The organism is Rahnella sp. RcJ3, from assembly GCF_009498575.1.
Lineage (GTDB): Bacteria > Pseudomonadota > Gammaproteobacteria > Enterobacterales > Enterobacteriaceae > Rahnella > Rahnella aceris.
Window position 1 is genome coordinate 125,107 of record NZ_QSNX01000010.1, and the last position, 15,426, is coordinate 140,532.

Below are 15,426 nucleotides of genomic sequence, written 5' to 3' on the forward strand. Positions count from 1 at the left end.
AAACCCACACGTAAATAAACAGTAAAGAGTGCGTTTATCGGACAATTACCCTCTGCGGTTAGATCACACGACATGTTATACTCACGGCAAGAGTCGAATTCGCCCCGCTCAACGCCTACGGACAGCCCTTCAGCTTCGCGATCCCGCCTTTTAATTGTGTCTTGATAAAGTAAAAGTGAGTCAATATATGTGCTTTCGGAAACGTTTACACCCGCATGTTGTCCCACTCTTTAACAGACAATTCGTATCGCGACTGAGCTAACCCCTGACGCGTTACCCCGGTTTTTTATGCAGATGATTGGGCTTTTATGAATTCTCCTCGCTTTCGCGCATCATTTTTACATCCACGTTACTGGCTGACCTGGTTTGGCCTTGGCGTATTGTTCCTGCTGGTTCAGCTTCCTTATCCGGTGTTAAACCGTCTCGGCATCTGGCTGGGCCGGACGTCCATGCGTTTCCTGAAACGTCGTGTGTCGATAACGCGCCGTAACCTGCAATTGTGCTTCCCGGATCTCCCCGCTGATCAGGTCGAAGCGCGCATCATCAGCAACTTTGAATCCCTTGGCATGGGCCTGCTGGAAACCGGCATGGCCTGGTTCTGGTCGGATGCCCGTGTTAAACGCTGGTTTGACGTCAGCGGCCTGCACAACCTGAAAAAGGCGCAGGAAAACAAACAGGGCGTGCTGGTGATTGGCGTGCATTTTATGTCGCTGGAATTAGGCGGCCGCGCGATGGGCTTATGTCAGCCGATGATGGCGATGTATCGCCCGCACAATAATAAAGCGATGGAATTTGTGCAGACCTGGGGTCGTATGCGGTCTAACAAGGCGATGCTCGATCGCAAAGATTTACGCGGTATGGTTCACGCGCTTAAAAAAGGCGAAGCTGTCTGGTTTGCGCCGGATCAGGATTACGGCCCGCGTGGCAGCGTATTTGCGCCACTGTTTGCTGTCGATCAGGCCGCAACTACCAGCGGAACCTTTATGCTGGCGCGTCTGGCAAAACCTGCGCTGGTGACCGTTGTGCTGGTACGTAAAGCAGGCGGTACGGGTTATGAACTGGTTATCCAGCCCCAGTTGCAGGATTACCCGATCGACGATGAAATGGCGGCAGCAGCCTACATGAATCGCGTGATCGAAAAAGAAATTATGCGTGCGCCGGATCAGTATCTCTGGCTGCATCGCCGCTTTAAAACCCGCCCGGCGGGTGCGCCTTCGCTTTATCGATAAGCGCCAGAGGCCATAAAACAGTAGCCCGATGCCACCGCGTCGGGCTTTTTTCATTCATTGCATCCAATAAGAGATCTGTAATCTTTATGGCTAAAAAACCCGACGCGACACCTTCTATCTTTGACCATCTCAAAGATGATGACAGCTTTGACCTTTGGGGGCGCTCAGGCCTCAGTTCTGCGCTCAACCAAGCCAAACCTAAAACGCCGGACAATGACCAGATTGCGGCGGCGCGTAAACTGATCAACGGCAGTAAAGATCAGGCCAAATAAGTCACTCTATTTTCTCCGCTGCACTGATAATGTCCCCTGTTTTAAATCCCGTCATGCCAACATATCTCTCAGAACGCCTGGTCTGAGAGATTTACTCATCGTTTTGCCTCATTTTTTTTCCAAATATGAATGCACATTTCACTTCGCTGCAAACAGCGCGATCTGCACTCCAATATTGAAATATTCCGCACTCATTTAACGCAGCCACATTGACCGCGCACTGAAACGGGGCAATAAATTTTATACGCCTCGTCAATGTTACTGTGCAATTCCTCTACATGACTTGATTGATGGGGCGTTTTTCATGTTGGCACTCCCTTTGCAAAGACAGGTGCAGAGGGCGTTGCCCCATAAACAGACAGGGTGCTCCGGCACTTACACAATAATAATTTTCAGTTTTGTCTCACAGGACGCTTTATGAAAAAAATATTGCTCTCAACACTGATTGCCGCAGCAAGCTTCGTGACACTGGCTGGTCAGGCTCATGCAGGTACCACTCTGGATGCCGTTAAAAAGAAAGGATTTGTTCAATGCGGTATCAGCGACGGCCTGCCAGGCTTCTCTTACGCTGACTCCAAAGGCAAATTCACCGGTATCGACGTTGACGTCTGCCGTGCGGTGGCTGCTGCCGTGTTTGGTGATGCTGAGAAAGTGAAATATACCCCGCTGACTGCCAAAGAGCGTTTCACCGCGCTGCAGTCTGGCGAAGTGGACATCCTGTCACGTAACACGACCTGGACCTCTTCCCGCGATGCGGGCATGGGCATGATTTTCGCTGGCGTAAACTACTACGACGGTATCGGCTTCCTGACTCACCAGAAAGCGGGCCTGAAAAGCGCGAAAGAACTCGATGGCGCAACGGTCTGTCTGCAGGCCGGTACGGATACCGAGCTGAACGTGGCTGACTACTTCAAAGCCAACAAAATGACTTACACCCCGGTCACCTTCGACCGCTCGGACGAAAGTGCGAAAGCGCTGGACTCAGGTCGTTGTGACACCCTGGCCTCTGACCAGTCTCAGTTGTACGCACTGCGTATCAAACTCGGCAAACCAGACGAATTCATCGTTCTGCCGGAAGTGATTTCTAAAGAACCTCTGGGTCCGGTAGTTCGTCGTGGTGACGAAGACTGGCTGGCGATCGTCCGCTGGTCACTGTTCGCGATGCTGAACGCTGAAGAAATGGGCGTAACCTCTCAGAACGTGGATAAGCTGGCGGCTAACCCGACGACACCTGATATGAGCAACCTGCTGGGCAAAACCGGGACTTACGGTGCTGACCTGAAAGTGCCTAATGACTGGGTAGTAAAAATCGTTAAACAGGTCGGCAACTACGGCGAAAGCTTTGAACGCAACGTCGGTCAGGGCAGCGAGCTGAAAATCAAACGTGGCCAGAACGCATTGTGGAATAAAGGCGGGATCCAATACGCTCCTCCAGTTCGCTAAATATCCTTTCTTCATGAAGTTGAAAAGTGTTTAAGGATGTTGATGCACCGGTCGTTCCCCGGTGCATCACTTCCCGGTGAAAGATTGCTAAAGGCCATTCACTATGTCGCAACGCCCAACCGAAAAAGGTTCGTTATCGCTGACCAACCCAGCCGTACGAGCCTGGATTTATCAAATTTTCGCGGTGGTGTTGCTGGTAGCCTGTTTGGGTTACCTGCTCCACAACACCATTACCAATCTGACTACACGAGGGATCACCTCGGGATTTGCGTTTCTTGAAAAAGGTGCCGGTTTCGGCATTGTTCAGCATCTTATTGATTACCAGGAAGGTGACACCTACGCCCGCGTATTTGTTATCGGTCTGCTGAATACGCTGCTGGTTTCCGCGCTGTGTATCGTTTTTGCCTCGATTCTCGGGTTCATTATCGGCTTAGGACGCCTTTCCGATAACTGGCTGATTCGCAAAGTCTCGACGGTATATATCGAGACGTTCCGTAACATTCCCCCGCTGCTGCAAATCTTCTTCTGGTATTTCGCCGTACTGCGTAACCTGCCGGGACCGCGTCAGAGTCTGAATGCTTTTGACCTGGCTTTCGTCAGTAACCGTGGCCTGTATCTGCCATCACCGGAACTGGCACCGGGCAGTCTGGCGGGCTTTATCGCCGTGCTGCTGGCGATTTTTGGCATCATCGCGCTGCAACGCTACAACCATTTCCGCCAGATCCACACCGGCCGGATCTGGCATATCTGGCCGTGGGCGATTGTGATGCTGGTTGTCTTTCCGGCGCTGGCGCACCTGATTTTCGGGCCTGCGCTGCACTGGGACGTGCCTGCGCTACGCGGGTTCAACTTCCGTGGCGGCATGGTGCTGATCCCGGAACTGGCGGCGTTAACGCTGGCATTATCGGTCTATACCTCAACGTTTATCGCCGAAGTGATCCGATCCGGCATTCAGTCTGTCTCACACGGTCAGCATGAAGCCGCCCGTTCGTTAGGATTGCCGAATCCTGTCACGTTGCGTCAGGTGATTTTGCCGCAGGCCATGCGGGTGATCATTCCACCGCTGACCAGCCAGTATCTCAATATCGTGAAAAACTCCTCTCTGGCGGCTGCAATTGGCTATCCGGATATGGTGTCGCTGTTCGCCGGTACCGTGCTCAATCAGACCGGTCAGGCAATTGAAACCATTGCTATTACGATGTCGGTGTACCTGATCATCAGCCTGGCAATTTCCTTCCTGATGAACATTTACAACCGGCGTATCGCGCTGGTCGAGCGTTAAGGGAATCCCATGACAATGACAACACTTCCTCCGGGAGTCAGAGCCGTGAAACCCGGAACGCCACTCGGAACGGCCGTGCTCTGGGCGCGTAAAAATTTGTTCTCCAGTTGGTTTAACAGCCTGCTGACGCTGTTCTGTTTATGGCTGATGTGGCTGCTGATCCCTCCGCTGTTGAACTGGGTGATTTTCCAGGCCAACTGGGTTGGCACGGCGCGCACTGACTGCACCAAAGCTGGCGCGTGCTGGGTGTTTATCCACGCACGTTTCGGCCAGTTCATGTACGGGCTGTATCCGTTCGATCAACGCTGGCGCATCAACGTCACACTGATCGTCGGTCTGCTGACCCTTGCACCGATCTTCTTTAAAGCCATGCCACGCCGCGGACGTTATATCGCCTGCTGGATGGTGCTCTTCCCGATTTTCACCTGGATCATGCTGTACGGCGGTTTCCTGGGGTTGAGTCGCGTCGAAACCCGCCAGTGGGGTGGCCTGACACTGACGCTGATCATTGCCGCTGTCGGCATTGCCGGTGCGTTACCGCTGGGCATTATGCTGGCGCTGGCACGGCGTTCAAGCCTGCCTGTCGTGCGTATTCTGTCGGTGATTTTCATCGAGTTCTGGCGCGGCGTGCCGCTTATCACCGTGCTGTTCATGTCCTCGGTGATGCTGCCGCTGTTTATGACCGAAGGGACGAGTATCGACAAACTGGTGCGTGCGCTGGTGGGTGTGGTGCTGTTCCAGTCGGCGTATGTCGCGGAAGTGGTGCGCGGCGGGTTACAGGCGCTGCCGAAAGGCCAGACGGAGGCCGCCGAATCACTGGCGCTCGGCTACTGGAAAACGCAAGGCTTAGTCATTCTGCCGCAGGCACTGAAAATGGTGATACCGGGTCTGGTCAACACTATTATCGCGCTGTTTAAGGACACCAGTCTGGTGATCATCATCGGCCTGTTTGATTTGTTCAGCAGCGTCCAGCAAGCCACCGTCGATCCTGAATGGCTGGGCATGTCAACCGAAGGCTACGTCTTCGCCGCCGCCGTCTACTGGATTTTCTGTTTTAGCATGTCGCGTTATAGCCAGCATTTGGAAAGACGCTTTCACACCGGACGTTCCGCACACTGAGGTAAACCATGAGCGACCATCAAGTCACTGAAAACCAAAATATGATGATCACGCTGGAAAACGTGAATAAGTGGTACGGACAGTTCCACGTATTGAAAGACATCAACCTGAGCGTGAAACCGCGTGAACGTATCGTGTTGTGCGGCCCTTCCGGCTCGGGGAAATCAACGACCATCCGTTGCATTAACCATCTGGAAGAGCACCAGCAAGGGCGCATCGTGGTGGACGGAACCGAGCTGAACGACGACTTGCGCAATATCGAACGCGTGCGCACCGAAGTCGGTATGGTGTTCCAGCATTTCAACCTGTTCCCGCATCTGACCGTCTTGCAAAACTGCACCCTGGCACCCTGCTGGGTGCGTAAGATGCCAAAGAAAGAAGCCGAAGAACTGGCGATGCATTACCTGAAACGTGTCCGTATCGCCGAGCATGCGCATAAATTCCCCGGCCAGCTTTCCGGTGGTCAGCAACAGCGTGTGGCGATCGCCCGTTCGCTGTGTATGAAGCCCAAAATTATGCTGTTTGATGAACCGACTTCTGCGCTCGATCCGGAAATGGTGAAAGAGGTGCTGGACACCATGATCACGCTGGCGGAAGAAGGCATGACCATGTTGTGTGTAACGCATGAAATGGGCTTTGCAAGAACGGTCGCCGACCGGGTGATCTTTATGGATCGCGGGGAGATCGTGGAACAGGCCCCGCCGCTGGAGTTCTTTGCCAATCCGAAGTCAGCGAGGACGCGGGAGTTCTTGTCACAGGTGATTCACTGAGCTGAGGCCGCAGCTTGACCGGCATCTGAACGGAACGGTGAAAATTTCGGTTTCTCATTAGCGGTGATCACTTATCGCGCTGCGCCGAAACCGCCCAAAAGGGGAAAGTGAGGTTGTGAAGTTAACGTTGAGGCCGGTTCCAAAATACCGCCGGAGGAGAGGTGGAAAACCGCGCGTCTTTTTGCGCGGGTTGTAACCCGAACGGAGGGCACCGCGCAGCGGCGGAATTTTGCGGCTATCGCTGCGGCACCTGAAACATAGCCAGCGAGCGAAGCGTGCAGTAAAAGAGCCCGGGATTCTTAAGGGCGGCGGCGATAAGCCGCCCTTAAGGCCAGTTTGGGTGGCAACCCAAGGTATTGACCTTAATGTTTCAGATCTTTTTCAAAAGATCATCACCACATCACCCCGCCGATCACCGGCGCAATCACCACAGTGACAACCCCTGCCAGCATCATCACCAGGCTTGATACTACGCCTTCCTCCGCACCCAGTTCATAAGCTCTCGCCGTGCCCGCACCGTGTGACGCCGCACCGAAACCGGCACCTTTTGCGAGGCCGCTTTTTACCGCCAGACGCAGAAACAGCATATCCCCGACCGCCATGCCGAATACGCCGGTGATCACCACAAACAACGCGACCAGATCAGGCTGGCCACCCATTTGTTTCGCGGCTGCCAGTGCAAACGGCGTAGTGATAGAGCGTACCGCCAGACTACGCTGGATTTCTTCGGGCAGGGTCAGCATGCGCGCCAGCCAGACGGAACTGCCGACGGCAACGACTATCGCCGTCAGCACGCCCGCACTCAGCGACATCCAGTGACGGCGGATCACCGCCATATTCTCGTAAACCGGCACCGCAAACGCGATGGTTGACGGCCCGAGCAGCCATAACAACCAGTGCGTCTCACCGAGGTAATCCTGATACGACGTGTGCGTCACCACCAGCAAAATCACCAGTACAATCGGCGTGAACACCAGTGGCATCAGCAGCAGTGTGCGCTTCTGGCGGTACAGTTTTTTGTTGCCGTAATACAACCCGAGGGTGACCACAAAACACAACATGCTGATCAGTAAATCAGTCACGGCTCGCCTTCCTTGCCGCCAGACGCTGCTCCAGACGATACACTTTATCGACCACCACGGCAGTCGCCCCGAGCGTCAGCATCGTGCTGATCCCAATCACCAGAAAGATTTTCCAGCCTTCGATCATCAGCAACTGGGCGTAATTCACCACAGCCACCACGGCTGGTACGAAGAACAGCAGCATTTCCGCCAGCAACCAGCGGGAACCGGCTTTCACCCATTTCACAGGCAAAATACGCAACATAATCAGCAGTAAAAGCATCAGCATCCCGACAATATTGGCGGGTAACGGCAGATGTAACGCAGTGACCAGACGATCAGCGATAACGAATAACACCGCGTACAACACCACCTGAACAGGGATCTGACAACGGGTCAGCAGGGACGGCGCTTTAGTGCGCAACGCCAACAACATGGGGACGACCTCGAAAGAGGGAAAAGTGTGAAAATGAAGTATACGCTGGCAGGAAACCGGTAAAGAAATGAATTAAAATCATAAAAATGATTCCAGTTTGGAATACTTTGTAACTCGCCGATCTGACCGGGGAAACATCAGCCCATGGACGTCCGTACCTTACGCTATTTTGTCGAAGTGGTTCGCCAGCAGAGCTTTACCCGCGCGGCGGAAAAGTTGTTCGTCACCCAGCCAACGATCAGCAAAATGCTGCGTCATCTGGAAGAAGAACTGGAATGCACGCTGATTGTCCGCGAAGGACGGCGTTTACACCTGACCGACAGCGGTCAGGCGTTGTATCAGCGTGGCCTGAATATCCTTGAGGAATTCCGCCAGCTTGAAGCGGAACTGGAAGACATTAACTCGCTGAAATCCGGTCATCTGCGGCTGGGCATTCCGCCGATGGTCGGGACGCAAATCGCGCCGCTTATCGGCAGCTTCCGCCAGCAATATCCCGGCATTGAACTGATTATTTCCGAGTTTGGCGGGCTGACCGTGCAACAGGCTGTGATTTCCGGCGAGCTGGATCTGGCGCTGACTGCCCTGCCCGCTGACGCCGTGCCTTCTATCGCCTCACTGCTGCTGTTCAGTCATCCGCTGTGCGTTGTGGTGCCGCGCACGCCGCACTGGCTGAACCGCACGCGCATCGGGTTCAGTGATCTGGCTGATGAAAGCATCCTGATTTATAACGAAGATTTTGCCCTGTACCGCCAGCTGATGGATGCCTTTACCTCACACGGCTTTACGCCAAAAATTGCGGCGCGCAGCGGGCAGTGGGATTTCCTGGCGGCGATGGTACAAACCGGTATGGGTGTGGCGATTTTGCCGGAACCTGTCTGTCAGCGGCTGGATAAGAATGCGCTGATGTGGCTGCCACTGGATCCGCTGATGCCGTGGCAGCTCGGGCTGATCTGGCATCAGGGCAGCTATCTCTCGCACAGTGCACAGGCGTGGATCACGTTGTGCCGCGACTACTGGAAATAGCCAATAAAAAACCGCGTGAACCTGGCAGCGCACGCGGTTTTTTCATTTCTGACAGAAACTACACTTCTTTTTCGACAAGCAGCGCTTCAAGTAAATCGAGGTCATGCAGCAGTTTTTGCAGCGTCTCGTTACTGATTTTCTGCGTGGCACGCAGGTGATACAGCTCACCACGTTCAGCGCGCAGCGCGGTCAGACGGAAGCGGCGCTCGAGATTTTCCAGCTTCAGCGCGGTTTCCATATCATCGCGGTTGGCCGTGCGTCGCCGTAACGTCCCGATAACCCGCGAACTGATTTCCTTCAGCGTCTGTTCATCAATGTTTTCTTCGGTATCCGCCGCCAGACGCTCTTCCATCTTATGCAGGCTTTCAATCGCCACTTCCGCCGCGATAGATTTCGCCATGCGCTCTTCTTCGCGATAAGCGGTACCATCAGCCACCACCACGCCTTTGAGCAGGAACGGCAAGGCAATCACACCGGCAATCAGCGAGAACAGAATGACGCCGGTCGCCAGGAACACCAGCTGATAACGCGACGGAAACGCCGAACCATCGGCGAGGAATAACGGAATCGACAACACACCGGCCAGCGTAATGGCTCCGCGCACACCGGCAAAAGACGCCACCCACAGTTCACGCGTACTGTAGCTGCCAAACAGCAGCGGTTTCTTTTTCAGGAAACGGTTGCTGAAATTCTTCATCACCCACAGCCAGACGAAACGCAGGATCAGCAGCGCAAAGTAGATAATCCCGACATCAGCAAACAGGTGCCACGTCACGATAGACGGGTCGTGTGTCGCCTGATCAATTGAGTTCTCAAGGATGCCCGGCAATTGCAGGCCCAGCATGATGAACACCATGCCGTTGAACACGAACTCAAGCATCGCCCAGACGCTGTTCGCACGCAGACGCATCGCCAGCGGTGCATTACGAATAATGCCGGACTGGCTGATGGTCATCCCTGCAGCCACAGCGGCCAGAATGCCCGACACACCGATATGTTCGGCAATCAGATAAGACGCGAACGGCAACAGCAGCAGGAAGACGATTTGTGTCGCCGGATCATCACCGCTCCAGCGGCTCATAATGCGCAGCGATTTACTGTACAACCACGTCACCGCCACACCGGCCATGAGACCGCCAATCGCGACTTTCAGGAACTCAACACTGGCACCACCGACGGTAAAGATCATCGTGCCCATCGCCACGGCGATAGCGAATTTCAGCGACACCAGACCGGACGCGTCATTCATCAGCGCTTCACCTTCCAGCACGCTCATGATCGACTTCGGAATACGGCCCTTACCGACAATGCCGCCCAGTGCCACGGCATCGGTCGGCGACAGCACCGCAGCCAGCGCGAACGCGGCCACCAGCGGAATATCCGGCACCATCATATAAATCAGATAACCGATACCGACGACGGTGAGCAGCACCAGCACCAGCGCCAGCCCGAGAATTTCGCGCCCGTGGTGGAGGAATTCACGGGTCGGGGTTTTCCAGCCATCGGCGAACAGCAACGGCGGGATAAAGAGGACGAGAAACAGTTCCGGATCGAAGTCCACGTGCAGGCCAAAATTGGGCCACGCCAGCAAAGCACCGACGGCAATCTGCATTAATGGAAGAGGAACCTGAAATGGCAACATTCTGGTGACGACACCGGAGAGCGACACCACCAGAATCAAAATCAGAATGGTAAAGAAGATTTCCATGCTTTCCTTAGACTCTTGTTTTTATGAATTTCAGCCAGACACAGGTGAGTGAGTCCGGAGCGAACCTTGGAATAGTAGATCAAAAGGGGACGGGATTTAAATCAGTGCGTGCGGTTACATCAGAGAGGGTTTGCTCCTCCCCCTGCGAAGGGGGAGGACGGGAGGGGGTTTTAATGACAAAACTCATGCCAAAGCACACTTCAACCTACTGATTCGTCATTAATACCCCACCCCAGCCCTCCCCTTCGCAGGGGAGGGAGCAAACAGATCAAATAGCCCATCCGCCCGCATAAAACACCACTAACGCTACGGCGATAATCACCGTGCCGATGTTCAGTTTTCGCCATTCGCCGGAGAAGATGCGTCCAATCACCAGTGCGCTGAAACCGAGCATAATACCGGTGACGATGTTACAGGTCAGAACGATAAATACTGCGCACAGTAACCCTGACATCGCATCCACGAAATCATTGAAATCCAGTTTGGTGACATTGCTGAGCATCAGCAAACCCACGTACATCAGCGCGGGTGCGGTGGCGTAAGCCGGTACCAGATAAGACAGCGGAGAGAGGAACAGCATCAGCAGGAACAGCACACCGACGACGGTAGCCGTCAGACCGGTTTTGCCGCCCGCCGCCGTACCGGCTGCCGATTCGATATAAACCGCTGCCGGAGATGCGCCAACCAGGGAGGCAAAAATACTGCTCACGGAGTCAGCCGTCAGGGCTTTACCGCCGCTGATGATCTGGCCGTTTTCATCCAGTAAGTTTGCCTGTCCGGCGACAGCGCGGATGGTGCCGGTGGCATCAAACACCGCTGTCATCACCAGTGCCAGCACGCTGGGCAATACCGCAGCTTTCAGTGCACCCAGAATATCGAGATCGAAAATCACCGATTTACCGTCAGCCCCCGCCAGAGAAGGCATGGCGAATAAACCCTGATATTTCACTGTTGGATCGAAGATCAGGCCGATAATGGAAATCGCGATAATCACCAGCAAGATGCCGCCCGGAACGCGCAGTTTCTCCAGGCCAAAAATCACCGCCAGACCAAGCAACGTCATCACGACCGGGAATGAGGTAAATGCGCCGAGTGCCACCGGTAAGCCGTCCAGCGGGTTTTTCACCACCAGACCGACGCCATTGGCGGCGATCAGTAACAGGAACAGGCCGATACCAATACCGGTACCGTGCGCAACGCCGGTTGGCAGATTGCGCAAAATCCACGAACGGATGCCGGTCACCGAGATAATGGTGAACAACACACCCATCAGAAATACCGCGCCGAGCGCCACCGGTACGCTGATGTGCTGGCCGAGAACCAGACTAAACGCGGTAAAAGCAGTCAGAGAAATGGCGCAACCAATCGCCAGCGGCAAATTCGCCCACAGCCCCATCAGCAGGGAGCCGAAACCGGCGACCAGACAGGTCGCGACAAACACTGCGGTTGGCGAGAAGCCCGCTTTGCCGAGCATCGAGGGCACGACAATCACCGAATAGACCATCGCCAGAAAGGTGGTTAAGCCAGCGATAACTTCCTGGCGGACGTTACTGCCACGCGCACTGATTTTGAAAAAAGCATCAAGCGGGCCTTTTGGCGCAACTGCGCGGCCAGCTTGAGGTTGTTGACTCGACATGGAAAATCCTCTGAATGTCTTTACTGATTAGCCGGCGTGGTCATTATGAAACCGTTTCTGCACGTTCACTTCCTTATTTGTCGCCTGAAATCGCCGAAAACGGCGTCAGAACGGCAAGGCAAACGTTTAACTCGCATCGCGTGTGGCAGGACAAAAAATTACGCAAACGATTATCCTGCCTTTAACCGCCGTACATCAACCGTGAATGACAACAATTTACCGTTGTCTGGTCAATAAAAACGCGGTTGTGGTGGAAATTTATCCGGTGGCAGAAAAAGAGACAAACAAGGAGGGGAAAGAAGGGAAATAAATAACAGGGTATTTATTGTGGTTTATCTTTTATAAGACGTTTATTACGTAAAACTCCGCCCGTAATGAACGCCTGAAAATATAAAAAATGGATAAGAAATTAACGCAAAATATTAAACGAACCGCCGTTTTCCAGCACTTTCTGATATGCCGGACGCGCGGTGACATTCGATAACCAGGCCTTCAGCAGAGGATATTTTCCCAGTCCGGCGCGGGCATTGATCGCCTCTATCGGGAAACTCATCTGAATATCTGCCGCGCTGAACTGTTGACCGGCGAAATAAGGATGTGTACTCAGATGCTGTTCCAGATAATCCATATGCGTATAAATCTGCTTATCCAGATAATTCTTCTGCACGCCCTGTCCTATGGCGCCGGCAATCGGACGGATGAGCCACGGCATCGGCGGTTTACCCAGACGGCTAAAAATCAGCTTCATCACCAGCAAAGGCATCAGAGAACCTTCAGCGTAGTGTATCCAGTAACGATACTGCTGATGCTCAGCAAACGCCGTGGGTTTCAGCGTGCCCGCCTCATCGTACACTTCCTGCAGGTATTCAATGATGGCGCCAGATTCCGCAAGGATCAGCCCGTTGTCTTCCAGCACCGGCGACTTGCCCAGAGGATGGACTTTTTTCAGCGATGGCGGCGCCAGCATGGTTCCTTTATCCCGCTGATAACATTTGATTTCGTAAGGGACGCCCAATTCTTCGAGCATCCATAAGATTCGCTGTGAACGGGAATTATCCAAATGATGCACAGTTAGCATAAAAGTCTTCTGTCCTTTTTCAATTAATTATTTGTTAACTATAGACAACACTTTCAAAGCGCGTATCAGATTCGCTTTATTAACCCTGACTTTCTTCAGGGTTAATTTATCAAAAATCTTTTTATTTGATTAAAATCACTTACGGATTAATCTTAATTATGCCAAAAAAATTATCGCAACTTCGTTCGCCTTTAATAAGGCTTAATGCCATTATCGCCGGATAACAAATTAACCCGTCGCTTTCGACTCTCTGTTGGTGGAGCCTCACATGTTTTCCAGTAATTACAACAATGTGCTTGTGATGTTTTCGTTCATTGTTGCAATGCTTGCCTCTTATACCGCGCTTGATATGGCAGGCCGGGTTGCCACCACAGAGGGAAAGGCTTCCCGACTTTGGTTAACAGGTGGCGCCATTGCAATGGGTATCGGCATCTGGTCGATGCATTTTATCGGCATGCTGGCCTTTAATGCTTCGATGCCAATGGGTTACGACCCTTTAATTACCCTGCTTTCTATGCTGATTGCCATCATTTCCTCAGCTTTTGCGCTGTGGCTGGTATGCCTTGAGGAGTTACCCACCGGGCGGTTACTTGCCGGTGCCTTGCTGATGGGCGGCGGTATTGCCGCGATGCATTACACGGGTATGGCGGCGATGCAGATGATGCCGCCCATTGTCTACGATTACCGTTGGGTCGCGTTATCCGTGGGAGTGGCGATTGTCGCCTCCGGCGCGGCGCTGTGGATGGCGTTCAATCTGCGTCATCAGTCACCCAATGTCCGTCTGCTGCGCATCAGCGCTGCGGTGGTAATGGGCGCTGCCATTGTCGGTATGCATTACATCGGCATGGCTGCGGCACAATTCCCGATGGACAGCCACAGTATGGCGGCGTTCAGCGGCGTAGACAATAACTGGCTGGCACTGCTGGTGATTGTGGTCACGCTGGCGATTCTGGCGATCACCCTGATCATTTCTATTCTTGATGGCCGGATGCAGGCACGCACCTCGATTCTGGCATCTTCGCTGGCACAGGCGAACCGCGAGCTGACCCAACTGGCGCTGCACGACAATCTGACCCATTTGCCAAATCGTCTGTTGCTGGAAGACCGCCTGAGTCAGGCGTTTCAGAAAGCGTCACGTGGCGAATCACAGTTTGCGGTGCTGTTTTTCGATCTCGACGGATTCAAAGCCGTTAACGATGCCTTCGGCCACCACATCGGCGATCAGCTGTTAATTTCAGTCACCGAACGCCTGCAATCGCAGCTGAGGGCGACAGATACGCTGGCGCGGCTCGGCGGCGATGAGTTTGTACTGCTGGTTGAGATCACCGAACCCACCGATGCCTCGCAACTGGCCGATAAACTGGTGCATCTGATTGCGCGTCCGTTTTACGTTTCCCGCTACGAACTGCTGGTCTCTGCCAGCGTGGGGATCGCGGTGTATCCGGGCGATGGCGAGAATGAACGCGAGCTGATGCTCAATGCTGACGCCGCGATGTATCACACCAAAAATTCCGGCCGTAACGGCCACAGTTTCTTCCAGCCGTCGATGAATGCCAACGCCCAGAACCAGTTGCAAATGCTCAATGATTTGCGTCTGGCGGTTGCACACCATGAGCTGCGTTTGCACTATCAGCCGAAATTTATTGCGCCTTACGGGCCGGTGAGTGGCTTCGAAGCGCTGCTGCGCTGGGAGCGCGACGGTAACCTCCTCAGCCCGGATGTGTTTTTGCCGCTGGCGGAAAAAACCGGACTGATTATCCCGATTGGCGAATGGGTGCTCAATGAAGCCTGTCGCCAGTTGCGGGAATGGCATCTGGCCGGCCATACACAATGGACAGTGGCGGTGAATCTTTCCACGCTGCAATTTGAGCAGGCGAATCTGGTCGAAATGGTGATTGAAACCATTGAACGCCATCAGATCCCGCCTGAAATGCTGACGCTGGAAGTGACAGAAACCACCGCGATGCGTAACCCGGATGCCAGCGTGGAAATTCTGGAGCGCCTGACACAGTACGGCGTAAAAGCCTCCATTGATGATTTCGGTACTGGCTATTCCAGCCTGCTCTATCTGAAACGTCTGCCGGCCAGTGAGCTGAAAATCGACGGTGCATTTATTAATGACCTGATTGCCGGTAGCGAAGACGCCAGTATCGTTTCTGCGATCATTGCCCTCGGCCAGACGCTGAACCTGAAAGTGGTGGCCGAAGGCGTTGAAACGATCCAACAGCAGGAATTTCTGACGCAACTGGGCTGCGACACCTTACAGGGTTATCTTCTGGGGCGTCCGATGACGCCACAGCAGATTGCCCAACACCCCGATACGGACTGGGAGTCGCAGATAACCCTCACAGATAAAACCTGAGGCCCCC

13 protein-coding genes are annotated in these 15,426 nt (G+C 53.8%); 8 read left to right on the plus strand and 5 right to left on the minus strand.

Going from position 1 to position 15,426, the window contains the following annotated elements; all coding sequences use genetic code 11:
• Window positions 1–308 precede the first annotated feature (308 nt).
• From lpxP to DXU84_RS14850, 6 genes are all read left to right on the plus strand, one after another.
• Window positions 309–1,229: a kdo(2)-lipid IV(A) palmitoleoyltransferase gene (lpxP, locus tag DXU84_RS14825; protein ID WP_013577304.1), complete on the plus strand. Its 921-nt coding sequence runs from the start codon at window positions 309–311 to the stop codon at window positions 1,227–1,229.
• An 86-nt stretch (window positions 1,230–1,315) separates the two neighbouring features.
• Window positions 1,316–1,501, plus strand: coding sequence for a hypothetical protein (locus DXU84_RS14830; protein ID WP_153376113.1), 186 nt, complete (start codon window positions 1,316–1,318; stop codon window positions 1,499–1,501).
• Window positions 1,502–1,918: 417 nt separating this feature from the next.
• Window positions 1,919–2,944, plus strand: a complete 1,026-nt coding sequence (locus tag DXU84_RS14835) for an amino acid ABC transporter substrate-binding protein (protein WP_013577306.1) — start codon at window positions 1,919–1,921, stop codon at window positions 2,942–2,944.
• Between the two features lie 103 nt (window positions 2,945–3,047).
• Window positions 3,048–4,226, plus strand: a complete 1,179-nt coding sequence (locus tag DXU84_RS14840; protein WP_013577307.1) for an amino acid ABC transporter permease — start codon at window positions 3,048–3,050, stop codon at window positions 4,224–4,226.
• A 9-nt stretch (window positions 4,227–4,235) separates the two neighbouring features.
• Entirely contained in the window at window positions 4,236–5,345 is a 1,110-nt protein-coding gene (locus tag DXU84_RS14845) for an amino acid ABC transporter permease (protein ID WP_041673173.1), read from the plus strand.
• A gap of 8 nt (window positions 5,346–5,353) precedes the next feature.
• The gene (locus DXU84_RS14850; protein WP_013577309.1) at window positions 5,354–6,115 is read left to right on the plus strand and encodes an amino acid ABC transporter ATP-binding protein; all 762 of its coding nucleotides are present in this window, start codon (window positions 5,354–5,356) and stop codon (window positions 6,113–6,115) included.
• 392 nt (window positions 6,116–6,507) lie between these two features.
• Here DXU84_RS14850 and DXU84_RS14855 read toward each other — a convergent pair whose 3' ends face one another.
• Entirely contained in the window at window positions 6,508–7,197 is a 690-nt protein-coding gene (locus DXU84_RS14855; protein WP_013577310.1) for an LrgB family protein, read from the minus strand.
• Window positions 7,190–7,612: a CidA/LrgA family protein gene (locus DXU84_RS14860; RefSeq protein WP_013577311.1), complete on the minus strand. Its 423-nt coding sequence runs from the start codon at window positions 7,610–7,612 to the stop codon at window positions 7,190–7,192. The genes DXU84_RS14855 and DXU84_RS14860 overlap by 8 nt, the downstream gene beginning before the upstream one ends.
• Before the next feature lie 144 nt (window positions 7,613–7,756).
• Here DXU84_RS14860 and DXU84_RS14865 point away from each other — a divergent pair, with 144 nt between their 5' ends.
• Complete coding sequence (locus DXU84_RS14865) at window positions 7,757–8,635, plus strand: LysR family transcriptional regulator (protein ID WP_013577312.1); 879 nt, start codon at window positions 7,757–7,759, stop codon at window positions 8,633–8,635.
• Between the two features lie 58 nt (window positions 8,636–8,693).
• Here the strand turns inward: DXU84_RS14865 and DXU84_RS14870 are convergent, their stop codons facing one another.
• From DXU84_RS14870 to DXU84_RS14880, 3 genes are all read right to left on the minus strand, one after another.
• Window positions 8,694–10,343 (minus strand): Na+/H+ antiporter, encoded by a 1,650-nt coding sequence (locus tag DXU84_RS14870; protein ID WP_113876704.1) that lies wholly within the window; start codon window positions 10,341–10,343, stop codon window positions 8,694–8,696.
• A 268-nt stretch (window positions 10,344–10,611) separates the two neighbouring features.
• Window positions 10,612–11,979 carry an NCS2 family permease gene (locus tag DXU84_RS14875; RefSeq protein WP_013577314.1) on the minus strand — a complete coding sequence of 456 codons (1,368 nt, stop codon included), beginning with the start codon at window positions 11,977–11,979 and terminating at the stop codon, window positions 10,612–10,614.
• A gap of 409 nt (window positions 11,980–12,388) precedes the next feature.
• On the minus strand, window positions 12,389–13,057 hold the full coding sequence (locus DXU84_RS14880) for a glutathione S-transferase family protein (RefSeq protein ID WP_013577315.1): 669 nt from the start codon (window positions 13,055–13,057) through the stop codon (window positions 12,389–12,391).
• Between the two features lie 268 nt (window positions 13,058–13,325).
• On the opposite strand from DXU84_RS14880, the gene DXU84_RS14885 reads away from it, so the two are divergent.
• A complete protein-coding gene (locus DXU84_RS14885; protein WP_013577316.1) occupies window positions 13,326–15,419 on the plus strand; it encodes a bifunctional diguanylate cyclase/phosphodiesterase in 2,094 nt (697 codons plus the stop codon).
• Window positions 15,420–15,426 lie beyond the last annotated feature (7 nt).